Raw genomic sequence first — 24,250 nt, forward strand, 5'->3', positions numbered from 1 at the left:
CCCTAACCGCAGATCAGGCGTCTGCGAGCGCGTAGCCCTCCTCGCCGTGCACGACCGAGTCGACACCGGCGATCTCGTCCTCGTTCGTGATGCGGAAGCCGATCGTCTTCTCGATCGCGAAACCGATGATGAAGGCTACGACGAAGGAGTAGATCAGAACACCGAATGCGGCGATCACCTGCACCGCGAGCTGGCGAGCGTCGCCACCGACGAACAGTCCGGTGCCGGTGGCGAAGAGGCCGAGGTACAGCGTGCCGATGAGGCCACCGACGAGGTGGATACCGACCACGTCGAGCGAGTCGTCGAACCCGAGGCGGAACTTCACCTCGACGGCGAGGGCACAGACGACACCGGCGAGGGCGCCGAGCAGCAGCGACCAACCGGGCGTGAGGTTGGCGCACGCCGGGGTGATGGCGACGAGACCGGCAACGGCACCGGAAGCGGCACCGACCGAGGTGGGCTTGCCGTCCTTGATCTTCTCGATCAGGATCCAGCCGAGGATGGCCGCAGCCGTCGCACCCAGCGTGTTCAGACCGATGAGGCCGACACCGCCCATGTCCTCGGACAGCCACTCCGCACCGGCGTTGAAGCCGAACCACCCGAACCACAGCAATGCGGCGCCGAGCAGGGTCAGCGGCACGTTGTGCGGCTTGAGGATGCCCTTCTGGAATCCGATGCGCTTGCCGAGGACCAGAGCGAGGGCGAGTGCGGCAGCACCCGCGTTGATGTGTACCGCGGTACCACCGGCGTAGTCGATGACGCCGATACCGCTGTCCTCACCGAAGAGCGTGGTGCCGAGATTCATGATCCAGCCACCACCCCAGACCCAGGCGGCGACCGGGAAGTAGCCGACGGTGGCGAAGATGCCCGCGAAGATCAGCCAGCTGCCGAACTTGGCGCGGTCGGCGATCGCCCCGGAGATCAGCGCGACGGTGATGATCGCGAAGGTGGCGCCGTAGGCGACACCCAGGAGCGCCACGTTCGACCCTTCACCCTCGGCGAGGCTCGAGAGGCCGAAGTCGGCGAACGGGTTGCCTGCGAAGGCGGTCGGGCTGTCGACGGCGCTCATCGAGAAGCCGAAGAGAATCCACAGCACGGCGACGAGTCCGATGGAGCCGAAGCTCATCATCATCATGCTGACGACGCTCTTCGCCTTGACGAGACCGCCATAGAAGAAGGCGACGCCGGGCGTCATGAGCAGAACCAACGCTGTCGCGGTGATCGCCCACGAGATGTTGCCGGGAGCATCCATAGGAAAACCTCACATCCGAAGTAATTGAGAGCTTCAGTGTGACGACCTGCGGTTTCGTCAATGCGTGAGGTTTGTTTCCCCGCGGTTACAGCGCGGCTCCGCCTGTGAACATCGCGTTACGCGAGTCTGCGGGCTTACGCAGAATGTGTCAGCGCATTGAGCCGAGAGATGGCGCGCAGGTACTTCTTGCGGTAACCGCCGGCGAGCATCTCGTCGGAGAAGACCGAGTCGAGGCCGAGTCCGGTGGCGATGATCGGAATCTGCGCGTCGTACACCCGGTCGATGAACGCGACGAAACGCAGCGCCTCGGACTGATCCGTGAGCTGGCGCACGTCGCGCAGGCCGACGCCACCGACGCCGTCGATGAGCCGAATGTAGCGGGAGGGGTGCACCTGGGCGAGATGACGGATCAGCTCGTCGAACAGGTCGTCAGAAACTGCGCCCTCTGCTCTGACGGTCGAGATGGCGGCCTTATAGGCAGCGTCGTCGAGCACGACGGCGTGTCCGTCGAGGGCGCGCTGGCGGAAGTCGACGCCGTCGATGCGCAGGGTCTGGAAGCTGTCGGACATGGCATGGATCTCACGGAGGAAGTCCTGCGCGGCGAAGCGCCCCTCGCCGAGGGCGTTCGGCGGGGTGTTCGATGTCGCGGCGAGCCGGGTGCCGGTCGGGACGAGCTCGCCCAGGAGCCTGGTCATCACCATCGTGTCGCCCGGATCATCGAGCTCGAACTCATCGATGCACAGCAGGTCGGCACCCTTGAGTAGGTCGACGGTGTTCTTGTACCCGAGTGCGCCGACGAGCGCGGTGTACTCGATGAACGAGCCGAAGTACTTCCGACGTGCGGGCATCGCATGGTAGATCGAGGCGAGCAGGTGGGTCTTGCCGACGCCGAACCCACCGTCCAGGTAGACGCCCGGCTTGAGCTCAGGTTCCTTCTTGGCACGGCTGAACAGGCCGCCGCGCTTCACGGGGGCACCGCGCCCGGCGAAACGCATCAGCGTCTCCTTCGCCTCCTCTTGTGAGGGATAGGCGGGATCAGCGCGGTAGCTGTCGAACGTCGCCGTGTCGAACTGGGGCGGCGGCACCATGCTCGCCAGCATCTCTGGTCCGGTGACGGTCGGCTGACGCTCGGTGAGGTGCACGGTTCGGCTGGTCGTGTCGGTCATCACGGTCCTGAATCGGGTGCTCGCCTGTGTCGAAGTCTTACGAATCGGGCGCAGGGTGCTCGGCGGGGATCTATCGTCGAAGGGACGGATCAACACTACGCCGTCCGCACCCGCGCCCTCATCCGCTCAACGCTTCGGAGATCCCATGGCCATCGAGTTCGATTCCTCCTCCCCCAAGTTCGCCGAGTACGCCGAACCCGGCCGTCTCGTGACCACCGAGTGGCTCGCCGAACGGCTGGGCGCCCCAGGCCTCGTGGTGGTCGAATCCGACGAGGACGTACTGCTCTACGAGACGGGCCACATCCCGGGTGCGGTGAAGGTCGACTGGCACACCGAGCTCAACGATCCCGTCGTGCGCGACTACGTCGATGGCGAGGGCTTCGCCGAGCTGCTCAGCCGCAAGGGCATCTCACGCGACGACACGGTCGTCATCTACGGCGACAAGAACAACTGGTGGGCCGCCTACGCCCTGTGGGTGTTCTCCCTCTTCGGCCACGAAGACGTCCGACTGCTCGACGGCGGTCGCGACCGCTGGATCGCCGAGGGCCGTGAGCTGACCCGGGAGCCGGCGAACCGCCCGGCGACCGAGTATCCGATCGTCGAGCGAGACGACTCGGTGATCCGCGCATATAAGGAAGACGTCCTGGCGCACATCGGCAGCCCGCTCATCGACGTGCGCTCCCCTGAGGAATACAGCGGTGAGCGCACCACGGCGCCCGCATACCCCGAGGAAGGGACTCTGCGCGCCGGTCACATCCCCACCGCGCAGAGTGTGCCGTGGGCGAAGGCCGTCGCCGAAGACGGAGGCTTCCGCAGTCGTGCCGAACTCGATGCGATCTACCGAGAAGGCGCCGGTCTGAACGACGGAGACGACGTCGTGGCGTACTGCCGCATCGGGGAACGCTCGAGCCACACCTGGTTCGTACTCAAGCACCTCCTCGGCTTCGAGAACGTGCGCAACTACGACGGGTCCTGGACCGAGTGGGGCAGCGCGGTACGCGTGCCGATCGTCACCGGTTCGGAGCCCGGCGCGCTCTGAACATGTGACAATGACAGGGATGAGCACTAGCGACGTTCCTGACTCCCTCGCCGAGATCCGCGACGGGTTCCTCGAGACCCCCGAAACCGATCGCCTCCTCCTGCTGCTCGAGTTCTCCGACGAGCTTCCGGATGTGTCCGATGAGGTCGCGACCCACCCGGAGATGTACGAGCGCGTCGCGGAGTGCCAGTCCCCCGTGTACATCCACGTCGAGGTGCACGACGACATCGTGACCATGCACGCGACCGCACCGCCGGAGGCTCCGACGACCCGCGGGTTCGCGAGCATCCTGGTGCAGGGCCTCACCGGACTCACCGCTGACGAGGTCCTCGCCATCCCGAACGACTACCCGCAGAGCATCGGACTCACCAAGGCGGTGTCCCCCCTGCGCATCGGCGGCATGACCGGGATGCTGATGCGCGCGAAGAATCAGGTCAGGCAGAAGCGCTGAAGCCCTGTGCATCCAGCCAGTCCGTGATCGCGGTCGTCCACCCGGTCTGGTCGTAGTTCCACAGCTTTGTGTGGCGCGCCACCGTGAACCTCGGCATCGTGACGAGGTCAGGACGCGCCTCCTGCAGCGCGTGCGAGGAGTCGGCCGGCACGAAGCCGTCGTCGTCACTGTGCAGGATCAGGATCGGCGCGGTCAGCTCATCGGCACGCGCGACCATGTCGAGGCGGTCGAACGGGATCGGCTCGTCGGCACCACTGAGGCGCGCGGTGAGCGGCATCTGGAGAGCTCCCATCGCGAGCTCGGGCAGCGGAGCCCGCACCCCGGCCAGTCTCGCCTGGAAGCGCAGCACGGTGCGCCAGTCGACGACCGGGGACTCGAGGATGATCCCGGCGATTCGATCTCGGTGACCGGAGGTCACTGCGGCTTGCAGCGAGACCGCTCCACCCATCGACCATCCCATCAGGATGACCCGCTCCGCACCATGCCGGAGCGCGTAGGCGATCGCCGAATCGACGTCGCGCCACTCCGACGCCCCCAACGCATATGCCCCTGCCCTGGTGCGCGGAGCTTCACCGTCGTTCCGATAGGAGACGACCAGGTTGGGCAGACCAGCGGCATGCAACACCGGTACTGCCCGCAGACATTCCGCACGGGTCGCACCCCGTCCGTGCACCTGGATCACCCAGGTCGACGAAGCTGCGGGGAAGTACCACGCAGGACAAGGGCCGGCGGGAGAGCCGATCAACAGGTTCTCCCAGCGCAGGTGGAGCTCGCTCGGCGATGAGTAGTAGTACCCGCTGAATGCGGCAGCGCGATCGACACGAGCACCGGGCTCGATCTGGGTCAGGAGCTTGCGACGCACACTCGTCCCGTCAGCACTGAGAACGGCGCCGAGCTTGACGTATCCGTAGGTACCGGTGGTGAAGAGGCCGTATCTCCCCGGCAGCTCGGTGTCGAGGGTGCGCTGCAGTTCGATCGTCTGCGCGCCGGTGTCGACGGCGATGATCTCGGTGTCGGTGGCGCGTCGCATGGGCGTCACGACGCGTCGGGCGACCGCGAACACGAGCAAGGCGAACCCCGCTCCGAGTGCGAGCAAGGCAGGGACAAGGAGCGTAACGGCGTGCCTGAGACTCTTCATCGCTTCCTGACTCTAGCCTGTTGCCGTGACCGCACCCCCCGAAGCCGGGACGCCTTTCGAGAGCGCCGTGGCTGAACTGCGCGAAACCGAGTTCCGAGATGACATCACGGTGCGCGAGATCGCGACCCCACAGGGCCTCGCCCCCTTCGCCATCGCGCTCGCCGCCGATGTGCGCCCGGAGGGCGAAGGCGAGTCCGTGTACGGCACCGGCAGGTTCGTGCTGCTGCATGATCCCGACGAGCCCGGCGCCTGGGGTGGGTCGTGGCGCATCGTCATCTTCGCGCAGGCACCGCTGGAGACCGAGATCGGGACCGATCCGCTTCTGGCCGATGTGACGTGGTCCTGGCTGGTCGACGCTCTCGACTCGCGCGACGCGGTCTATCACTCGGAGTCCGGTACCTCGACGAAGACGCTGTCGAAGGGATTCGGCGGTCTCGCCGTCGAAGGAGACGGCGCCCAGATAGAATTGCGGGCGTCCTGGACTCCGGAAGGCCCGTTCCGACCTCACGTCGAAGCATGGGCCGAGCTGGTCGGAATGCTGGCGGGGCTTCCGCCCGGCTCCGAGGGCATCGCCGTGATCGGCGCGCGAAAGGCTGTACGTGACTGAATACTCCGTGATCTCGGATGCTGAGGAGTTCCGCGCAGCCTGCGCCGTGCTCGCCGCAGGCACCGGGCCCGTCGCCGTGGACGTGGAGCGCGCGTCCGGCTTCCGCTACTCTCAGCGCGCCTATCTCGTGCAGGTGTTCCGGCGAGAAGCCGGGGTCTTCCTGTTCGATCCACCCGCGATCGGGGACTTCGCGCCGCTCCAAGAGGCCATCGGCGATGTCGAGTGGGTGCTGCATGCAGCGAGTCAGGATCTCCCTTCGCTGCGGGAGCTCCACCTCGAGCCTCCGGTCATCTTCGATACCGAGCTCGCTTCGCGCCTCCTCGGGCATGAGCGTGTCGGTCTCGGTGCCGTCGTCGAGGACACTCTGGGCATCACCCTCAAGAAGGAGCACTCGGCCGCCGACTGGTCGACGCGTCCGCTCCCCGACTCCTGGCTCGAGTACGCCGCCCTCGACGTGCTGCACCTGATCGATGTGCGGGACATCCTCGTCGCCGAGCTGGAGGAACAGGGAAAGACCGCCTACGCCGCCGAGGAATTCGCCGCAACGCTCACTCGCGCGCCCAAACCTCCCCGCGAGGACCCATGGCGTCGACTCAGCGGACTGCACCAGGTGCGCGGAGCTCGAAACCTCGCCGTCGCCCGCTCGCTGTGGCAGGCCCGCGAATCCTACGCTCAGGAACAGGACGTCTCCCCCGGTCGCCTCGTCCCTGACCGCTCCCTGGTGGCCGCGCTGATGGCGAACCCGCAGTCGAAGCAGGCGCTCGCCGGCATCAAGGAGTTCCAGGGCCGCGCGAGCCGCACACAGCTCGATCGCTGGTGGCAGGCATTCCTCGACGGCCGCGCCACCGAAGAACTTCCCCGCGAACGTGTGCCGAGCGACACTCTCCCTCCACCCCGTGCCTGGGCCGACCGGAACCCCGAGGCGGATGCTCGTCTGAAGGCCGCACGCCCCGTCGTGGAAGCGGTGGCCGAGGAGTTGGGGATGCCCACCGAGAACCTGCTCACGCCGGAGTACCTCCGTCGCGTCGCGTGGGATCTCCCTGGCGAGACTGCGGAGGAGATCGCTGCGGCGCTCGCCGCGCTGGGTGCTCGCCCCTGGCAGATTGAACAGACCGCACAGAAGATCGCGGCCGCCTTTGTAGATGCGGCGCAAGAGCCCGACACCACCTCCGCACCGGCTTCGTAGGTTCGATCCAACCGATTCCTCCCGGTTTCGCGGGCTTCATAGACTGAGGTCACGCACTAACTTGGAGGCAGAGTGGCCGAGATCTCGGACGTCTTCTTCGTCGATGGAGTACGCACGCCTTTCGGGCGTGCCGGCGAAAAGGGCATGTACTGGAACACCCGCGCTGATGACCTCGCCGTGAAGGCGACCATCGGCCTGATGGAGCGGAACGCGGCCGTCCCGGCCGACCGCATCGACGACGTCGCGATCGCCGCGACGAGCCAGACCGGCGATCAGGGACTGACCCTCGGCCGTTCGGTGGCGATCCTCGCCGGACTCCCGCAGAGCGTGCCTGGTCTCGCCGTCGAGCGCATGTGCGCCGGCGCCATGACCAGCGTCACGACCATGGGCGCATCGATCGGCGTCGGCATGTACGACTTCGCCCTCGCCGGCGGCGTCGAGCACATGGGACACCACCCGATCGGCGCCAACGCCGATCCGAACCCGCGTTTCGTGGCCGAGAAGATGGTCGACCCCGGCGCGCTCAACATGGGCGTCACCGCCGAGCGCATCTTCGACCGCTTCCCGCACCTCACCAAGGAGCGGTCCGACCGCTACGGCATGCTCAGCCAGCACAAGGTGCAGGCGGCATACGATGCCGGCAAGCTCCAGCCCGACCTCGTGCCGGTGGCGACCAAGACCGCCGATGGTGCGTGGGGTCTCGCCACGGAGGACGAGGGCCGACGCCCGCAGACCACCATGGAAGACCTCGCCGCGCTGAAGACGCCGTTCCGTCCGCACGGGCGTGTCACGGCCGGCACCTCGTCTCCCCTCACCGACGGTGCGACCATGTCGCTGCTCGCGGGCGGTGGTGCTGTGAAGGAGTTCGGCCTCGCCCCGAAGATGCGCATGGTGTCGTTCGCCTTCGCCGGAGTGCAGCCCGAGATCATGGGCATCGGCCCGATCCCGTCGACCGAGAAGGCGCTCAAGAAGGCCGGCCTCACCATCGCCGACATCGGCCTGTTCGAGCTGAATGAGGCGTTCGCCATCCAGGTGATCTCTCTGCTCGACCACTTCGGCATCGCCGACGACGACCCCCGCGTCAACCAGTGGGGCGGCGCGATCGCGATCGGGCACCCGCTCGCCGCCTCCGGTGTGCGTCTGATGATCCAGCTCGCGGCCCAGTTCGCTGAGCGTCCCGACGTCCGCTACGGCCTCACCGCCATGTGTGTCGGACTCGGCCAGGGTGGCTCGGTCATCTGGGAGAACCCGCACTACGACGGCAAGAAGAAGAAGTGAGCGCGGACGTGACGAACTACGAAACCATCGACTTCTCCCCGATCCAGGCGCTCACCGAGGGCGAGGTCATCACGCACTCCCCCGTGCGCGACATCCGTCTCGCCTCCGGCAAGGTCCTCGCCCTCATCACCCTCGACAACGGTCGTGACCACACGCGCCCCAACACCCTGGGTCCGGCGACGCTCACGCAGCTGGGTGAGACCCTCGACGGACTCAAGGCGCGGGCCGCGGCCGGCGAGATCCAGGCAGTCGGCATCACCGGCAAGCAGTACATCCTCGCCGCCGGCGCCGACCTGTCCGACATCAGCAAGGTCGGATCCCGTGACAACGCGCGGCTGATCGCGCAGCTCGGCCACAAGGTCCTCGGCAAGTTCGGCGACCTCGGCGTACCGTCGTTCGCGTTCGTGAACGGACTCGCCCTCGGCGGCGGCCTGGAGATCGCGCTGAACTCCAGCTACCGCACGGTCGACTCCTCTGCCGCCGCGATCGCGCTGCCCGAGGTCTTCCTCGGCATCATCCCCGGCTGGGGCGGCGCGTACCTGCTGCCGAACCTGATCGGCATCGAGAATGCGCTCGAGGTCGTCATCTCGAACCCGCTCAAGCAGAACCGGATGCTGAAGCCGCAGCAGGCGTTCGACCTCGGCATCTTCGATGCGATCTTCCCCGCAGCGAACTACCTCGAGAACTCGTTGGCGTGGGCCGATGCGGTCCTCGGCGGCAAGAAGGTCGAGCGCAAGAACGAGCCGGGCAAGATCGAGCGCCTCACCAAGTGGCCGATCGCCATCAAGATGGCCCGCGGGATGCTGGAGTCGAAGATCGGCACCATGCCGAAGTCGCCGTATGCGGCACTCGACCTCCTCGACAAGGCGAAGAGCGGCACGAAGGCAGAGGGCTTCGCCCGCGAGGACGAGGCTCTGGCCGATCTCGTCACGGGCGACCAGTTCGCCGCCTCGATGTACGCGTTCGACCTGGTGCAGAAGCGCGCGAAGCGACCTGTCGGCGCACCTGACAAGCAGCTCGCGAAGAAGGTCACCAAGGTGGGCATCATCGGCGCAGGCCTCATGGCGAGCCAGTTCGCGCTGCTCTTCGTGCGCAAGCTCCAGGTGCCCGTTCTGATCACCGACCTGGATCAGGCGCGCGTCGACAAGGGCGTCGCGTACATCCACGAGGAGATCGGCAAGCTCGAAGCCAAGGGCCGCCTGGACTCCGACAGCGCGAACAAGCTGCGCGCGCTCGTGACCGGCACCACCGACAAGAGCCTCTACGCGGACTGCGACTTCGTGATCGAGGCCGTGTTCGAAGAGGTCGGCGTCAAGCAGCAGGTGTTCGGCGAGATCGAGAAGATCATCGCAGAGGACGCGATCCTCGCGACGAACACCTCGTCGCTCTCGGTCGAGGAGATCGGGTCGAAGCTCGCGCACCCGGAGCGCCTGGTCGGGTTCCACTTCTTCAACCCGGTCGCCGTGATGCCGCTCATCGAGATCGTGAAGACGCCGCACACGGCAGACGCGGCGCTTGCGACCGCCTTCGTCGTCGCGAAGAACCTCGGCAAGAACGCGGTCCTCACCGCGGATGCGCCCGGGTTCGTCGTGAACCGACTGCTCGCGAAGGTCATGGGCGAGGCCGCTCGTGCCGTCTACGAGGGCACGCCGATCGCTGATGTCGAGAAGGCCTTCGGCCCGCTCGGGTTGCCGATGGGACCCTTCCAGCTGATCGACCTGGTGGGCTGGAAGGTCGCAGCCCACGTGCAGGACACGATGGTGCACGCCTTCCCCGAACGGTTCTACGCGAACGAGAACTTCCACGCTCTCGCCGAGCTCGACGCGGTCGTGGAGAAGGACAAGGGCGGGCGTGTCGTCGGCTGGAGCAAGCAGGCCGAGAAGGTTCTCAAGCCGGCTGTCGGCAAGACTCCGGCAACGGCTACGACCATCCTCCAGCGGGTACAGGACGGTCTCGCCACCGAGATCAAGCTCATGCTCGACGAGGGAGTCGTCCCCGAGGTCGAAGACATCGATCTGTGCCTGATCCTGGGTGCGGGCTGGCCGTTCATCGACGGTGGCGCGTCGCCGTATCTCGACCGTGAAGGGGCTTCGGAGCGAGCGTTCGGCGGCTCGTTCCACACCCCGCAGATCCGCGGCATCGAGAGCCGCTGATCGCAGTCGAAGGGGCCGCATCGAGAGATGCGGCCCCTTCGTCGTCTACTGCGACGGCCGGGAATCCGCTTCGTCGGCCCTCGGCCAATAGGACAGCGCCCGTTCCGCCAGCGCGGTGATCGTGAGAGACGGGTTCACACCGGGATTCGCGGGAACGGACGCACCGTCGACGACGTGCAGGCCGGGATGACCCCAGACACGGTGATAGGCGTCGATGACACCCTCGTCCGGCGAGGCGGAGATCACCGCACCGCCGAGGAAATGCGCCGTGAGCGGGATGCCGAACACCTCCGGCCATGATCCGCGCGCCTGCGCCGACACGCCGCCCTCCTGTTGGACCCGCGCCGCGATGGCTTCGGCAGCAGTGTGGGCCTGGGGAAGGTAACTCGGATTCGGCTCTCCGTGCCCCTGGGCACTCGTCATCACGAGCCTGCCGAACCGCCTCCGCAACGAGAGCGTGAGCGAGTTGTCCGCAGTCTGCATGACCAGGGCGATGATGCCTCGCTCGCTCCACCGGCGCAGGTTCCCGAGTCGGAACTGTCGCACCGGCGAACCGACCACCTGCGTCAGGAGGCTGCCCAATCGGGCGCCGAGGCGCCGATCGCCGGGCACGAGCACGGTCGCGAGTGCTCCCATCAGGTTCGAGCCTGGTCCGTAGCGGACGTTCTCGACGTGGGTGCGATCGTCGACGTGGAAGGAAGTGGTGATCGCCACTCCCCGAGCGAGCTGCAGGGATTCAGGGACCTTCGTGGCGACCGCACCGTCGAGAGCCTCCGAGTTGGTGCGGGTGAGGCGGCCGACCGCATCCGAGATCCGCGGCAGCGCGCCGGACTCCTTCATCCGGTGCAGCAGTTGCTGTGTGCCCCAGGTGCCGGCTGCCAGCACGACCTGCGCGGCTGTCACGGTTCGAGGCGCGTGCCGGAACCAGGCGCCGCTGCGCTGCGTCGTCACCGCGAAACCACCGCCGGCGAGCTCACGCACCTCGCTGACGGTGCGCAGCGCTTCGATTTCGACGCCGCGGCGCTCTGCAAGCGCCAGGTAGTTCTTCATCAGGGTGTTTTTCGCACCGACACGACATCCGACCATGCAATTGCCGCAGAGCGTGCATCCGGTGCGGTCGGGGCCCTCGCCGCCGAAGAACGGGTCAGGCGTGCGCTCCCCCGGCTTTCCGAACCACACCCCTACCGGCGCGTGACGGAAGGTGGCGCCGACTCCGAGGTCGTCGGCCGCGCCGGCCATGATCCGCTCGACGGGTCCGGTGTGCGGATAGTGCTCCACCACGCCGAGCATCCGTTTCGCCGTCGCGTAGTGCGGGGAGAGCTCGGACTCCCAGTCGGCGATGCCCCGCCACTGCGGGTCCTGGAAGAACGCGGCACCCGGCTGATAGAGCGTGTTGGCATAGTTGAGCGAGCCCCCGCCGACCCCAGCACCCGCGAGGATCATCACGTCCGGCAGTCGATGAATGCGCTGCACGCCGTAGCAACCGATCGCGGGAGCCCACAGGTAACGGCGCAGGTTCCAGCTGGTCTTCGCGAAATCGTCGTCCTCGAAACGACGCCCCGCCTCGTACACGCGCACCCGATAGCCCTTCTCGGCCAGTCGAAGGGCGGCGACCGAGCCTCCGAAACCCGAGCCGACGATCACGACGTCCTCGTCGAACTCAGCCATTGCTCTCCTCCGGCACGAGCATCGTGAAGGCTGCGGGAAGCACCGACACCGTGCATTCGTCTTCGCCGATCCGCTCGCCGTCCGCATAGACGACGAGGCCGGGCGCTGCGACCGTCACTGTCCGCGCACGGCGATGCACGACTTCCCGCCGGTTCAGGTGCGTCCCCCGCAACAGCAACGGAAAGAGACGCAGCAGACGCAGTCGTCCGAGTGGAGCGACGTGCACGAAGTCGAGCAGCCCGTCGTCGGGAACGGCCCCCGCACAGATCGGCATCCCGCCGCCGTAGCTCGATGTGCTTCCGACCGCGATCAGCGTGCCGGGAGAACTCGTTGGCGGCTCGTCGTCGACGGCGAGGGTGAAGGCCATGGCACGCAGGCGTACGAGCTCGATCAACAGGGCGAGGTAGTAGCGCGGTGCGCCGTGGGGCCAGCGAAGCCGATTGGTTCGATCACTGACTTTCGCATCGAACCCGAGTGCTGCGATCGTGAGGAACTTGCGCGTTCCCCCCGCGGTGCGGATCTCTCCCACATCGATCGCCCGCGGAACACCGGTGAGCGCGAGCTCCGCGGCGGCTGCGGCATCGCTGCGAGGCAGACCGAGGGCGCGGGCGAGGTCGTTGCCCGTGCCGGCAGCGACCAGAACCACCGGGACGGACGCGGCGCACACCGTGTCGAGCACGCCGGACAGCGTTCCGTCGCCACCCACCACGACCAGCGCCCGAGGTTCGTCAGCGAGGGCCACGACGGCGAGTCGAGCGGTGTCCGCCGCGGAAGCCCCCGCGTATGTACGTACGTCCGCACCGCGCTCTCTGAGGTGCAGAACAGCGGTCTCCGCCGCTCGCCCACCCCGGCCTTTGCCGGAGAACGGGTTCGCGAGCACGGCGATGTGCTCAGCCACGTCAGCGCGTCCGCTCGATCGGTATCACGGCGCCGGGGTTCAGGATGCCGGTGGGGTCGAGTTCCCGCTTGATCGCGGCGAGAATGCGGATGCCGGTCTCCCCGATCTCCGATTTCAGCCACGGAGCATGATCCCGACCGACCGCATGGTGGTGGCTGATGGTGCCGCCGGCCGCGATGATCGCATCGTTGACCCTCGCCTTGACGGGTTCCCACGCGCTGAGAGGACCGGAGCGGATTCCGGCGAGCACGGTGAAGTAGAGCGATGCACCTGTGGGATAGATGTGGGACACATGGCACATGACGTAGGACTTGGCACCCGCGTCGGCGAAACCGTCCTTGAGCGCGCTCTCGACGGCGGCCCGCAGCGTCTGCAGGTTCGACCAGGTCGTCGCCGTCTCCAGCGTCTCGCAGAAGACACCGGCGTCGAGCAGCGAGTCCCGGAGGTAGGGCCCGTCGAAACGGCCCTCCAACCATTCCTCGGCCGCGCCCTCGCCCGCTGAGATTCCACCTGCCGCCGTGAGATGTGCACTGGCACGGGCTCGACGCTCCGCTATCGCGTCGCCCTCGTACACCGTCACGACACTCGCGCCCTTTGCGAGGGCTTTACCGATCTTGCCGACCTGGGCGAGGCTCACGGCCGTCTCCGCCTCGTCGGAGAGGCGGATCACGGTCGGGCCTGCCCCCTGCTGTGCCACCCGACGCAGCCCCTCGACGCCGCCGGCGAAGTCAGGGAACGACCACGACTCGAAGACCCTGTCTCGCGGGATCGGGTGCACGCGCACGCGCACCTCCGTGATCACCCCGAAGATCCCCTCCGAACCCAGGAACACTCTGATCAGATCAGGGCCGGCCGCGGATCCGGGCGAACGCCCGAGCTCGATGTCGCCGGTGGGCGTCGCCACCCGGATTCCCGTCACCATCGCGTCGAACCGACCGTTGCCCGCCGAGTTCTGCCCTGAGGAGCGTGCGGCGGCGAATCCACCGATCGTGGCGTAACGGAAACTCTGCGGGAAGTGACCGAGCTCGAGTCCGTACGCGCCGAGCAGCGCCTCCGCCTCCGGTCCCGTCGTGCCGGCAGCGAGCACCGCTTCACCGCTGATCTCATCGAGACGGGTCAGGCCACTCAAGCGTCGCAGGTCGAGGCTCACGACCCCGTGATGTCTGCCCCTCTCGGGATCCAGCGCCCCGACGACGCTCGTGCCGCCGCCGAACGGGATGACGGCGACGCCGCGAGCGGCCGCGACCGCCAGGCACGCACGGACCTCGTCGTGACCGGCAGGACGGATGATGGCATCCGGCACTTCCTGCTCGACCTGCCGTCGACGCAGCAGATCGGGAGTCGACCGCCCACCGGCGTGACGGATCCGAGCCTCGGCGGAGTCATCGACATTCTGCGGGCCGACCGCAGTGCGGAACGCCTCGAGGTCGCCATCGGTCAACGCAGACGGCGCCAGCCGCACCTCGGCGAGCTCGACAGCCGGCTCCGGTCGACGGATGCGCCCGAGCAGCAGCGGCAGCAGCGCGCGAACCGCGAGCGGAAGATCCTTCGCCTTGGCCGGATCGCCCCAGCCGTTCCATCTCATCGACGGGTCGGCATCGACCCTGCCATTGTCTTGGCCCATGCGTTACAGTGTGACACATCATGGAAGAACGTCAACCTCTCTGGGATGCGACGCAGACGCGGATCCTCGATGCCGCGGATGCACTGATCGAGCGACGCGGCGTGCACGGGGTGACTATTGCGGAACTCGCGCGCCGCGCAGACCTCAGCCGTCCGACGATCTATCGCAACTGGAGCGATGCCGACGACGTCGTCCGGGCCGCTCTCCTGCGGCGAGTCGGCGGCATCCTCGGCACGTTCCCCGCCCACGCGCGCACCAGAACAGCCCTCGTCGATGACGTGCTGCGCTTCACGACGCTCTTCCGGAACGACCCGCTATACGCGCGCCTTCTCGCAGACGAACCAGAAGCGTTCACCCGTTACACGCTGCAGCGCGTCGGGTCGAGTCAGCGGATGATCCTGTCGTGGCTCGCCACGGCCATCGTCTCAGCGCAGGAGGACGGCTCGGTCAGACCCGGCGCGCCGCAGGAGATCTCTGTGATGCTGCTGCTCATCGCCCAGTCCGCGGTGCTCTCCCACGGCACAGTGGCCGACCTCATCTCCGAGGCCGCGTGGGAGCGTGAGCTGCGTGCGGCGCTCGACGGACTGCTCCGCCCATGATCAGGGAATCTTCCGCGCTCAACATCGCGCGACGGCGAGTCGATCTCACGCTCTCCGCAGACGAGCGAGTCGACGTGCTCGTCGTCGGCGGCGGGATCACCGGTGTAGGGGTCGCTCTCGACGCGGCGTCGCGCGGCCTCAGCGTGACCTTGGTCGAAGCCGAGGACCTCGCCTTCGGCACCAGCCGGTTCAGCTCGAAGCTCGTGCACGGAGGACTGCGCTACCTCGCAACCGGTGACATCGCGACCGCGAAGGAGAGCGCGATCGAACGCCACCTCCTCATGACGAGGATCGCTCCGCACCTCATCCGCCCGCTCGGACAGCTGCTGCCTTTCAGCCCGGCTGTCACGCTGCGTCAGCGTGCGGCTGGCGCGGTAGGCATGGGCATGGGTGATCTCCTGCGGGTGAAGGCGCGCACGCCCCGCGCGGTGCTGCCCTCTCCCACCCTCATCTCCGCACGCACGGCGATCCGACTAGCACCGGCGCTCGCCCCACACGGTCTGCGCGGCGGCGTGCTCTCGTACGACGGCCAGCTGGTCGACGACGCCCGGCTCGTGGCCACGGCGGCCCGCACCGCGGCATCACTCGGTGCGCGGATCCTCACGAGAGTCCGCGCGATACAGCTGCGAGGCGACGGTGCGACTGCCGAAGACACGCTCACAGGCGAGCGATTCGAGATCCGCGCCCGCGCTGTGATCAACGCCACCGGCGTGTGGGCAGGCTCCCTCGACGACACGATCAGCGTGCGCCCGAGCCGAGGCACCCACATCGTGCTCGATGCGGAGGATCTCGGTGCTCCGACGGTGGCGCTGACGATCCCCCATGAGGGGTCGATCAGCCGTTACGTCTTCGCCTTGCCGCAGGCCTACGGCCGGGTGATCGTCGGCCTCACGGACGAGGACGCCCCCGGCGCAGTCCCGCGCGTGGCTCAGCCGACAGAACCCGAGATCGAGTTCCTGCTGAGAAGCCTCAACCGTGTCATCGCGGAACCGATCGGTCGTGACCGCGTGCGCGGCGCCTTCGCGGGTTTGCGGCCGCTGGTGCGCAGCGGAGCAGATGCCACGGCCGACGTGTCGCGCCGGCACCTCGTGACCGCTTCCGAATCGGGCTTCATCACGGTGCTCGGTGGAAAGCTGACGACCTACCGGCGGATGGCGGAAGATGCCGTCGACCTCGCATCGCGGACCCTCGGGCTGCAGGCGGCGCCGAGCCGCACGGCATCGCTCCGACTCGTCGAGCGCGTGATTCCCCCATCCGACGATCTGCTCGACGAACCGACAGGGCTGACCCGCGCGGAGGTGGAGTTCTCGTTGCGCGTGGAAGGCGCCATGACCCCGGATGACGTTCTCGACCGACGCACGCGTGTCGGACTCGTGGACGCCGATCGCGAGCGGTGCCGCGAAGCCGTCGAAGAGGTGGTCGCGCGCACACTGGCCGACCTCGCCTGACCCCTTCCCCGGCGGATCCGGGCCGGCGCGTATCCACTGCACAGCGTCGCGGGGAACGTGTGGCGAACAGCGCATGAACTCCCCCTCCCGGCGCCTCCACGCCGCGTCCTGACGCGCGACGACCCTGCACAGTGGTGTCATGGACATGCTCTTCACGATGCTGGGCGGCAAGGGAATGTCGGGGCTGCTGAAGACCGGCACGGCGCTCCTCACGACTCTCCTGATCCTCCCCGCTCTGCTCAAGCTGTTCGTCGTCACGGTCGACGAGGGCTGGGCGGCGATCCGCACGCGGAACGGCAAGCCGATCATCCGGAATCGTCCGCAGCGCCGACCGACCAACCGCGGCGGGGCGGTCGGCGAGGTGGTCGTGCTCGATCCGGGGTCGCATGGAGCGTTCCCGCTGTTCTACTGGTATCGGCTCATCGACGTGCGCTGCCGCGCGACAGATCTCCCCGCACGCGAGATGAGCGGCGCGAGCGGGCATCAGCATCGGGTTCACGCGTCGTTCGAATGGCGCCCGATACCGACGGGCGGTGACCTGCGCGTCTTCGAGCTGGATGTCGTCAACGTCAAGGAACGCGCCTCCAACATCGTCGGTGCGGCGCTGAGAGACGTCATCCGCGGGCTCGACGGCTCGGAACTGCCACACAACGACGAGATCAACACCCGCGTGATCGCCGCAAGCGCGGAAGAGGTCCGCCGCGCCTGCGGTGTGGAACTCGTGCGTGTGATGGTCACCGGCGACGCACTCACCGACGGGTACCTGATGGCGACCGCGCTCCGCGACGCAGATCGAGGAGCGCAGGCGGTCGCAGCGCTGCACGCCCTGAATTGAGGACGCTACAGGCGCCGCGACCTCCCGGGGTCAGCGCCGCTCGTGCAGCGGCAGGTCGATGGTTCCGGTCTCGCCGGCGTGACGCGCCTTGGGAATGCGCGTTCCGAGCACCTGCGACACGATGTCCTGCGCGATCTTCGGCGCCGTGAGACCAGCATCGGCCAGAATCTGGTCGCGGGAGGCGTGGTCGATGAACTCGTCAGGTAGACCCAGCTCGTCGACGGCGGTATCGATGCCTGCCTCGCGGAGGACCTGGCGTACTCGGGTGCCGATGCCGCCCACGCGAATGCCGTCTTCGAGTGTGATCACGAGGCGATGATGGGCCGCCAGCTCGACGATCGAGGGCTGCACCGGGATCGCCCAGCGAGGATCGATGACGGTCGCGCCGATCCCCTGTGCCCGCAGGCGCTCGGCGACATCGAGTGCGAGCTCGGCGAACGGGCCGATGGCGACGATCAGCACGTCTTCCGACTCGCCGCGGGCGAGCACGTCGACCCCATCCTTCAGCCGCTCGATCGCTGGAAGATCGGCGGCGACTTCCCCCTTCGGGAAGCGGATGACGGTCGGAGCATCGTCTACCTCGACAGCCTCAGCGAGGGCCTCCGCCAGTCGCGCGCCGTCACGAGGTGCGGCTATGCGGATATGCGGGACGATCTGCAGCATCGCAAGGTCCCACATCCCGTGGTGGCTGGGACCGTCTGGACCGGTGACTCCCGCGCGATCGAGCACGAAGGTGACGCCGGCGCGGTGCAGCGCGACGTCCATCAGCACCTGATCGAAAGCACGCCCCATGAACGTGGCGTAGAGCGCGACCACGGGGTGCAGACCGCCATACGCGAGCCCGGCGGCGGAAGCCACCGCGTGCTGCTCGGCGATGCCCACGTCGTAGACCCGATCGGGGAAGCGCTCGGCGAAGGGCGCGAGGCCGGTCGGTCGCAACATGGCAGCCGTCATCGCGATGACGTCGCTGCGCCGCTCCCCCACGGAGACCAGCGCCTCCGAGAACACATCCGTCCAGCCGCGCCCGCCGGACGACAACGTCTCACCGGTCGTGGGATCGATCTTTCCCACGGCGTGGAACTGATCGGCCTCATCGTCGCGGGCCGGCTGATAGCCGCGGCCCTTCTCGGTGATCGTGTGGACGATCACCGGGGCGCCGTAGGACTTGGCGAGTTCCAGCGTCTCGAGGAGGGCGGGGAGGTCGTGTCCGTCGATGGGCCCGAGGTACTTGATGTCGAGGTTGGAGTACAGCGCCTCGTTGTTGGTGAATCGTGAGAGGAAACCGTGCGTGCCCCCGCGGACGCCACGGAACACGGCACGTCCGACGGGACCGAAGGCCCGGAACAGGCGGTCGGACTTGCGGTGGAGGTCTTTGTAGGCGGCCGCGGTACGCACGCGGTTGAGATACCGCGACATGCCACCGATCGTCGGCGCATACGAGCGGCCGTTGTCGTTGACCACGATCACCAGGTTGCGATCGTTGTCGTCGGAGATGTTGTTCAGGGCCTCCCACGTCATGCCGCCGGTCAGCGCACCGTCGCCGACGACCGCGACCACATGCCGATCGGCCCGGCCGGTAGCCGTCAGCGCCCGGGAGATGCCGTCCGCCCAGCTGAGAGAGCTGGAGGCATGCGAGGACTCCACGACGTCGTGGGGGCTCTCTCCGCGCTGCGGGTAGCCCGCGAGGCCTCCCCGCACCCGCAACGCCGAGAAGTCCTGACGTCCGGTGAGGAGCTTGTGCACATAGGACTGATGCCCGGTGTCGAAGATGAAGGGATCGTCCGGGGATGAGAACACCCGGTGCAGGGCGATCGTCAGCTCGACGACGCCCAGATTGGGGCCGAGGTGGCCACCCGTCCGCGAGACGTTCTCGACCAGGAATGCCCGGATCTCCGCAGCGAGTTCGGCCAGCTGGTCAGTCGAAAGCGCGTCCAGATCACGGGGTCCTGAGATGCTCGGAAGAATGGGCATCTGCACCTCCTCACAGGCTCCGTCAGAAGCGCCCGACGACGGTGCGGGCGCGTCTCGATCCTACCCCGCCAGGCTCCGAGAGCACGGTGAAACAGCACCCCCTTGACACGACGAAGGGGCTCCGATCCGAAGATCGGAGCCCCTTCGTATGTGGGATCAGACCAGCGAACGCAGCACGTACTGCAGGATGCCGCCGTTGCGGTAGTAGTCAGCCTCACCCGGGGTGTCGATGCGGACGACCGCGTCGAACTCCACCGGCTGCTTGCCCTCTGCCGAGTTCTCGCTCGGCGTGGCCGTGACCTTGACGGTCTTCGGGGTCACACCGTTGTTGAGCTCTTCCAGGCCCGAGATCGAGACGATCTCGGTGCCGTCGAGACCCAGCGACTCCCAGCTCTCGCCCGCAGGGAACTGCAGCGGGACGACGCCCATGCCGATGAGGTTGGAGCGGTGGATGCGCTCGAAGCTCTCGGTGATGACCGCCTTGACGCCCAGCAGGCTCGTGCCCTTTGCAGCCCAGTCGCGCGACGAACCGGAGCCGTACTCCTTGCCACCGAAGATGACGAGGGGTGTGCCCTGCGCCTGGTAGTTCATGCTCGCGTCGTAGATGTACGACTGCGGGCCTCCGGGCTGCGTGAAGTCGCGGGTGTAGCCACCCTCGACGACCTGGCCGTCGTTCACGGCCGAGACCATGACGTTCTTCAGACGGATGTTCGCGAACGTGCCGCGGATCATGATCTCGTGGTTGCCACGACGCGATCCGAAGGAGTTGAAGTCCTTGCGGTCGACGCCGTGCTCGGTGAGGTACTGCGCCGCGGGCGTGCCCGTCTTGATGTTTCCGGCCGGCGAGATGTGGTCGGTCGTGACCGAGTCGCCGAGCGTGGCCATCACACGAGCACCCTCGATGTCGCGCACCGGAGTGAGCTCCATCGTCATGCCGTCGAAGTACGGGGCCTTGCGCACGTAGGTCGAGTTCTCGTCCCACTGGAAGATCGCGTCATCCGGCGTCGGCAGGCTCTTCCAACGCTCGTCTCCGTCGAAGACGGTGGCGTACTGCTTGATGAACTGCTCGCGCGAGATCGACGAGTCGACGAGCTCCTGGACCTCGGCCGGGGTCGGCCAGATGTCCTTCAGGAACACGTCTTCGCCATCGGTGCCCTTGCCGAGCGCGTCGTTCTCGAAGTCGAAGTGCATCGACCCTGCGAGTGCGTACGCGATGACCAGCGGCGGGCTGGCGAGGTAGTTCATCTTCACGTCGGGGCTGATGCGACCCTCGAAGTTGCGGTTACCCGAGAGCACAGCTGTCACGGCGAGGTCGTGCGAATTGATCGCCTCGGAGACCTCTTCGATCAGCGGGCCCGAGTTGCCGATGCAGATCGTGCAGCCGTAGCCGACGGTGTAGAACCCGAGGCCCTCGAGATCCTTGTCGAGTCCGGACTTCTCGTAGTAGTCGGTGACGACCTTGGAACCCGGGCCGAGCGTGGTCTTGACCCACGGCTTCTGCTTCAGGCCCTTCTCGAGCGCCTTGCGTGCGACGAGACCGGCGGCGATCATCACCGACGGGTTCGACGTGTTGGTGCACGATGTGATGGCGGCGAGAGTGACGGCACCGTTGTCGAGGATGTACTTCTCCCCCGACGGCGTCGTGACCGGCACGGGCGTGGAGGCGTTCGCCGGGGCGCCGCTGTTGATGTGCACAGGACGCGTCGTCGTCTCCTCATCGCCGGGCGACTGACCGGGGTCGGAGGCCGGGAACGAGTGCTTCGACTCGAGGTCGACGATCGAGTCCGAGGTCGATGCCGTCGCGTAGCTCAGGATGTCGTGCTCGAACTGCGTCTTCGCCTCGGAGAGGAGGATGCGGTCCTGCGGGCGCTTCGGACCGGCGATCGACGGAACGACCGTGCCGAGGTCGAGCTCGAGGTACTCGCTGAAGGTCGGCTCATGAGCGGCATCGTGCCAGAGCTTCTGCTCCTTGGCGTAGGACTCCACCAGGGCGACGGCCTCTTCGCTGCGACCGGTGAGACGCAGGTAGTCGAGCGTCACGTCGTCGATCGGGAAGATCGCGGCGGTGGAGCCGAACTCGGGGCTCATGTTTCCGATCGTCGCGCGGTTCGCGAGCGGCACCGATGCGACGCCCTTGCCGTAGAACTCGACGAACTTTCCGACCACGCCGTGCTTGCGCAGCAGATCAGTGATGGTCAGCACCACGTCGGTCGCGGTAACGCCGGCTGGGATCTCACCGGAGAGCTTGAAGCCGACGACGCGCGGGATGAGCATCGACACGGGCTGACCGAGCATCGCGGCCTCGGCCTCGATGCCGCCGACGCCCCAGCCCAGCACGCCCAGGCCGTTGACCATGGTCGTGTGCGAGTCGGTGCCGACGCAGGTGTCGGGGTATGCCCGGAGCACTCCATTGACGTCGCGGTCGTAGATGACCTTCGCCAGGTGCTCGATGTTCACCTGATGGACGATGCCGGTTCCCGGCGGGACGACCTTGAAGTCGCTGAAGGCGGTCTGGCCCCAGCGGAGGAACTGGTAACGCTCGCCGTTGCGCTCGTATTCGATCTCGACGTTGCGCTCGAGGGCGTTCTCCGAGCCGAACAGGTCGGCGATGACGGAGTGGTCGATGACCATCTCGGCCGGCGAGAGCGGGTTGATCTTGTTGGCGTCTCCACCGAGGGCCGTGACGGCCTCGCGCATGGTGGCGAGGTCGACGATGCAGGGAACACCGGTGAAGTCCTGCATGACCACACGGGCCGGCGTGAACTGGATCTCGGTGTTCGGCTCCGCCGCGGCGTCCCACGAACCCAGAGCCTCGATCTGCGCCTTCGTCACATTCGCGCCGTCCTCGGTGCGAAGCAGGTTCTCCAGGAGGACCTTGAGACTGAAGGGGAGCTTCTCGAAACCGGGCACCGTGTCGATGCGGAAGATCTCGTAGTCGGTACTGCCGACTGTCAGGGTGCTCTTGGCACCGAAGCTGTTCACCGTGGACACGAATCCGTCTCCTTCTATTCGGATGGGAGCGACAGGCGCCTCCATCTTGCTCGCCAGAGAGCCCCTGCGGCTAGCAAGGCGGACCTAACCAGTCTGCTCCGCGAAGCTCACGGGCGAAAGCCTGCGATTTATCTTGATGTCAAGATAAATCTATCACGCCTCAGCGGCATCTTCGCGCGCAGGCGCGCGCGGATGGAGCGCGCGAACGACGAGCCAGGTCACGGCGATCAGCGGGGCGAACAGCGGCAGACCCATGATGAGCTTGAGCGTGCCGAGCGCCGTGACGTCGCCTGCGAGATAGAGCGGCAGCTGCACGGCCAGGCGAGTGAAGAACAGCGCGGCCCAGGCGATTCCGAGCCAGAAGTACGCACGACGCTTGCGGCGATCGTTGCGCCACGTCGTGCCCTCCCCCATCAGGAATCCCACCGCGAGTCCGATCAGCGACCACCCGATCAGAGCCGATACCAAGATGACCGATCCGTAGACCGCGTTCGTGATGAGACCAGGGACGAAGTTGTCCGCACCGCGGCCGGTCCACAGCGCCAGTGCGGCTGCGGCGACGGCGGCGATGAGCCCGCCGAGGGCTGCCGATGGCGGCGACTTCTGCACGAGGCGCACGATCGTGAAGACGGCGGCGAGACCGACCGAGATGCCGAGTGAGAGGACAAGCGGTTCAGGGCGGATCGTGAAGATGATGACGAAAGCGAGGCTGGGCAGCACCGACTCGAGGATGCCCCGCCACCCGCCCATGGCGGTCCACACCACCTTGTGGGTGGCCGAGCTCTCCGACGGGTCGAGCCCGGCACGACGCGCAACGCCGCCGAGGGCCTCGCCGAGGATCTCGGAGGTGCTCTTCTCGCGTTCGGCGTCGGGTTCCGGGGTGCTCACGCGGAACCAGGGGTCGCCGGCATCTTCAGCGGGATCAGGTCGCGAGGAGGCATCGGCGTGCCGCCGCGGACGACGACGATCGAGCGGAAGAGGTCTTCGACCTTCTCGGCCGCTTCCGGATCGGAGGCGCCGGCTCCGCCGATCACGCCGCGGAGGAACCAACGCGGGCCGTCTATGCCGATGAAGCGTGCCAGCCGCAGACCGGATCCTTCTGCAGCTGTCGCGGGAACCTCGGCGAGGAGCTCCTTGCCCAGAGGGCCTTCCCTCTCTTCGACGCGGCCGCCCTGCGCCTTCACCTGGTCGCGAAGCTGCACGCGCGTCTCGTCCCACAGTCCGCCGGTACGGGGGGCCGCGAACGGCTGCACCTGGAGCGAGGAATCCGCGTAGTCGAGACCGACCGCGACGATGCGCTTCGACTGCTCCTCGACCTCGAGGCGCAGATTCAGTCCTTCGCGCGGAAGGATCTTGATGCCGCCGAGATCGATGTACGGGCGGACCGGGTTCGCCTCGGAGTCATCGAAAGGACCGTCGGTAGCACGGTTCAGCGGTGCCGACTTCGAAGGAGTCTCGTTGTTGTCAGTCATTGGCCTGTCCTGCTTCGTTCTGAGGGGTCGCTGCCTGGTACCCGGTGGAACCGAATCCACCGGCACCACGGACGCTGTCCGGCAGCTCGTCGACCGGGATGAACGTGGCGCGCGTGACCGGCATGATGATCAGCTGCGCGATACGATCGCCGACCGCCACATCGTACGCGCTCTTGATATCGGTGTTGATCAGGCTCACCTTGATCTCTCCGCGATAGCCGGCGTCGACCGTACCCGGCGAGTTCACGATCGAGATCCCGTGCTTCGCCGCCAGCCCGCTGCGCGGAACCACGAATGCGGCGTATCCATCCGGCAGTGCGATGCTGACCCCTGTGGGCACAAGTGCGCGCTCCCCCGGCTCGAGGTGCACGGCTTCTGCCGCGATCAGATCGGCACCGGCATCACCCGGATGCGCATACCCGGGCACCACTGCGGCGATAATGGGGACATCAACGGAATCGGTCACCCAATGAG

20 protein-coding genes are annotated in these 24,250 nt (G+C 67.1%); 9 read left to right on the top strand and 11 right to left on the bottom strand.

All coding sequences use genetic code 11. The annotated features are described in order from the left end of the window. Positions 1-13: 13 nt before the first annotated feature. Together ACIQTX_RS12260 and zapE are read right to left on the bottom strand one after the other, a co-directional pair. A complete protein-coding gene (locus ACIQTX_RS12260; RefSeq protein ID WP_028501779.1) occupies positions 14-1,252 on the bottom strand; it encodes an ammonium transporter in 1,239 nt (412 codons plus the stop codon). A 134-nt stretch (positions 1,253-1,386) separates the two neighbouring features. After that, positions 1,387-2,418 (bottom strand): cell division protein ZapE, encoded by a 1,032-nt coding sequence (zapE, locus tag ACIQTX_RS12265; protein ID WP_402972395.1) that lies wholly within the window; start codon positions 2,416-2,418, stop codon positions 1,387-1,389. A gap of 145 nt (positions 2,419-2,563) precedes the next feature. Here zapE and ACIQTX_RS12270 point away from each other — a divergent pair, with 145 nt between their 5' ends. Together ACIQTX_RS12270 and ACIQTX_RS12275 are read left to right on the top strand one after the other, a co-directional pair. Then, the gene (locus ACIQTX_RS12270) at positions 2,564-3,457 is read left to right on the top strand and encodes a sulfurtransferase (protein WP_402972397.1); all 894 of its coding nucleotides are present in this window, start codon (positions 2,564-2,566) and stop codon (positions 3,455-3,457) included. A 19-nt stretch (positions 3,458-3,476) separates the two neighbouring features. After that, complete coding sequence (locus ACIQTX_RS12275; protein ID WP_028501776.1) at positions 3,477-3,908, top strand: SufE family protein; 432 nt, start codon at positions 3,477-3,479, stop codon at positions 3,906-3,908. On the opposite strand, the gene ACIQTX_RS12280 is transcribed toward ACIQTX_RS12275, so the two are convergent. Continuing rightward, entirely contained in the window at positions 3,892-5,046 is a 1,155-nt protein-coding gene (locus ACIQTX_RS12280) for an alpha/beta hydrolase family protein (protein WP_402972400.1), read from the bottom strand. The genes ACIQTX_RS12275 and ACIQTX_RS12280 overlap by 17 nt on opposite strands. A gap of 25 nt (positions 5,047-5,071) precedes the next feature. On the opposite strand from ACIQTX_RS12280, the gene ACIQTX_RS12285 reads away from it, so the two are divergent. The 4 genes from ACIQTX_RS12285 to ACIQTX_RS12300 all read left to right on the top strand — a co-directional run bounded on the left by ACIQTX_RS12285 (position 5,072) and on the right by ACIQTX_RS12300 (position 10,270). After that, positions 5,072-5,653: a DUF3000 domain-containing protein gene (locus tag ACIQTX_RS12285; RefSeq protein WP_028501774.1), complete on the top strand. Its 582-nt coding sequence runs from the start codon at positions 5,072-5,074 to the stop codon at positions 5,651-5,653. Then, on the top strand, positions 5,646-6,839 hold the full coding sequence (locus ACIQTX_RS12290) for a ribonuclease D (RefSeq protein WP_402972402.1): 1,194 nt from the start codon (positions 5,646-5,648) through the stop codon (positions 6,837-6,839). Before ACIQTX_RS12285 ends, ACIQTX_RS12290 begins: the two co-directional genes overlap by 8 nt. Positions 6,840-6,911: 72 nt before the next feature. Next, on the top strand, positions 6,912-8,117 hold the full coding sequence (locus tag ACIQTX_RS12295) for a thiolase family protein (RefSeq protein ID WP_105525291.1): 1,206 nt from the start codon (positions 6,912-6,914) through the stop codon (positions 8,115-8,117). 8 nt (positions 8,118-8,125) lie between these two features. Continuing rightward, positions 8,126-10,270: a 3-hydroxyacyl-CoA dehydrogenase NAD-binding domain-containing protein gene (locus ACIQTX_RS12300; protein ID WP_402972404.1), complete on the top strand. Its 2,145-nt coding sequence runs from the start codon at positions 8,126-8,128 to the stop codon at positions 10,268-10,270. Between the two features lie 45 nt (positions 10,271-10,315). On the opposite strand, the gene ACIQTX_RS12305 is transcribed toward ACIQTX_RS12300, so the two are convergent. Genes ACIQTX_RS12305 through ACIQTX_RS12315 form a run of 3 tightly spaced genes read right to left on the bottom strand, consistent with a single transcriptional unit; the run spans position 10,316 to position 14,460 of the window. Beyond that, on the bottom strand, positions 10,316-11,938 hold the full coding sequence (locus ACIQTX_RS12305) for a GMC oxidoreductase (RefSeq protein ID WP_402972406.1): 1,623 nt from the start codon (positions 11,936-11,938) through the stop codon (positions 10,316-10,318). Further along, the gene (locus ACIQTX_RS12310) at positions 11,931-12,836 is read right to left on the bottom strand and encodes a YegS/Rv2252/BmrU family lipid kinase (protein ID WP_402972408.1); all 906 of its coding nucleotides are present in this window, start codon (positions 12,834-12,836) and stop codon (positions 11,931-11,933) included. The genes ACIQTX_RS12305 and ACIQTX_RS12310 overlap by 8 nt, the downstream gene beginning before the upstream one ends. 1 nt (position 12,837) lies before the next feature. After that, positions 12,838-14,460, bottom strand: a complete 1,623-nt coding sequence (locus ACIQTX_RS12315; protein WP_402972410.1) for an FAD-binding oxidoreductase — start codon at positions 14,458-14,460, stop codon at positions 12,838-12,840. A 20-nt stretch (positions 14,461-14,480) separates the two neighbouring features. Between ACIQTX_RS12315 and ACIQTX_RS12320 the strand changes: the two genes are divergently transcribed. The 3 genes from ACIQTX_RS12320 to ACIQTX_RS12330 all read left to right on the top strand — a co-directional run bounded on the left by ACIQTX_RS12320 (position 14,481) and on the right by ACIQTX_RS12330 (position 17,342). Beyond that, positions 14,481-15,059 (top strand): TetR/AcrR family transcriptional regulator, encoded by a 579-nt coding sequence (locus tag ACIQTX_RS12320; protein WP_402972412.1) that lies wholly within the window; start codon positions 14,481-14,483, stop codon positions 15,057-15,059. Then, positions 15,056-16,507 carry a glycerol-3-phosphate dehydrogenase/oxidase gene (locus ACIQTX_RS12325; RefSeq protein WP_402972414.1) on the top strand — a complete coding sequence of 484 codons (1,452 nt, stop codon included), beginning with the start codon at positions 15,056-15,058 and terminating at the stop codon, positions 16,505-16,507. Before ACIQTX_RS12320 ends, ACIQTX_RS12325 begins: the two co-directional genes overlap by 4 nt. A gap of 139 nt (positions 16,508-16,646) precedes the next feature. Further along, positions 16,647-17,342 (top strand): SPFH domain-containing protein, encoded by a 696-nt coding sequence (locus tag ACIQTX_RS12330; RefSeq protein ID WP_028501765.1) that lies wholly within the window; start codon positions 16,647-16,649, stop codon positions 17,340-17,342. A 30-nt stretch (positions 17,343-17,372) separates the two neighbouring features. Here ACIQTX_RS12330 and dxs read toward each other — a convergent pair whose 3' ends face one another. The 5 genes from dxs to dut form a co-directional block, all read right to left on the bottom strand. Then, positions 17,373-19,313, bottom strand: a complete 1,941-nt coding sequence (dxs, locus tag ACIQTX_RS12335) for a 1-deoxy-D-xylulose-5-phosphate synthase (RefSeq protein ID WP_402972417.1) — start codon at positions 19,311-19,313, stop codon at positions 17,373-17,375. 156 nt (positions 19,314-19,469) lie between these two features. Further along, complete coding sequence (locus ACIQTX_RS12340) at positions 19,470-22,304, bottom strand: aconitate hydratase (protein ID WP_402972419.1); 2,835 nt, start codon at positions 22,302-22,304, stop codon at positions 19,470-19,472. A gap of 153 nt (positions 22,305-22,457) precedes the next feature. Further along, positions 22,458-23,192 (bottom strand): DUF3159 domain-containing protein, encoded by a 735-nt coding sequence (locus ACIQTX_RS12345; protein WP_105525283.1) that lies wholly within the window; start codon positions 23,190-23,192, stop codon positions 22,458-22,460. Further along, positions 23,189-23,776, bottom strand: a complete 588-nt coding sequence (locus ACIQTX_RS12350; protein WP_402972421.1) for a DUF3710 domain-containing protein — start codon at positions 23,774-23,776, stop codon at positions 23,189-23,191. The genes ACIQTX_RS12345 and ACIQTX_RS12350 overlap by 4 nt, the downstream gene beginning before the upstream one ends. Continuing rightward, positions 23,769-24,242 (bottom strand): dUTP diphosphatase, encoded by a 474-nt coding sequence (gene dut / locus ACIQTX_RS12355; RefSeq protein WP_181156669.1) that lies wholly within the window; start codon positions 24,240-24,242, stop codon positions 23,769-23,771. Before dut ends, ACIQTX_RS12350 begins: the two co-directional genes overlap by 8 nt. Positions 24,243-24,250 lie beyond the last annotated feature (8 nt).

Source organism: Microbacterium sp. NPDC090281 (assembly GCF_044769635.1).
GTDB lineage: Bacteria > Actinomycetota > Actinomycetes > Actinomycetales > Microbacteriaceae > Microbacterium.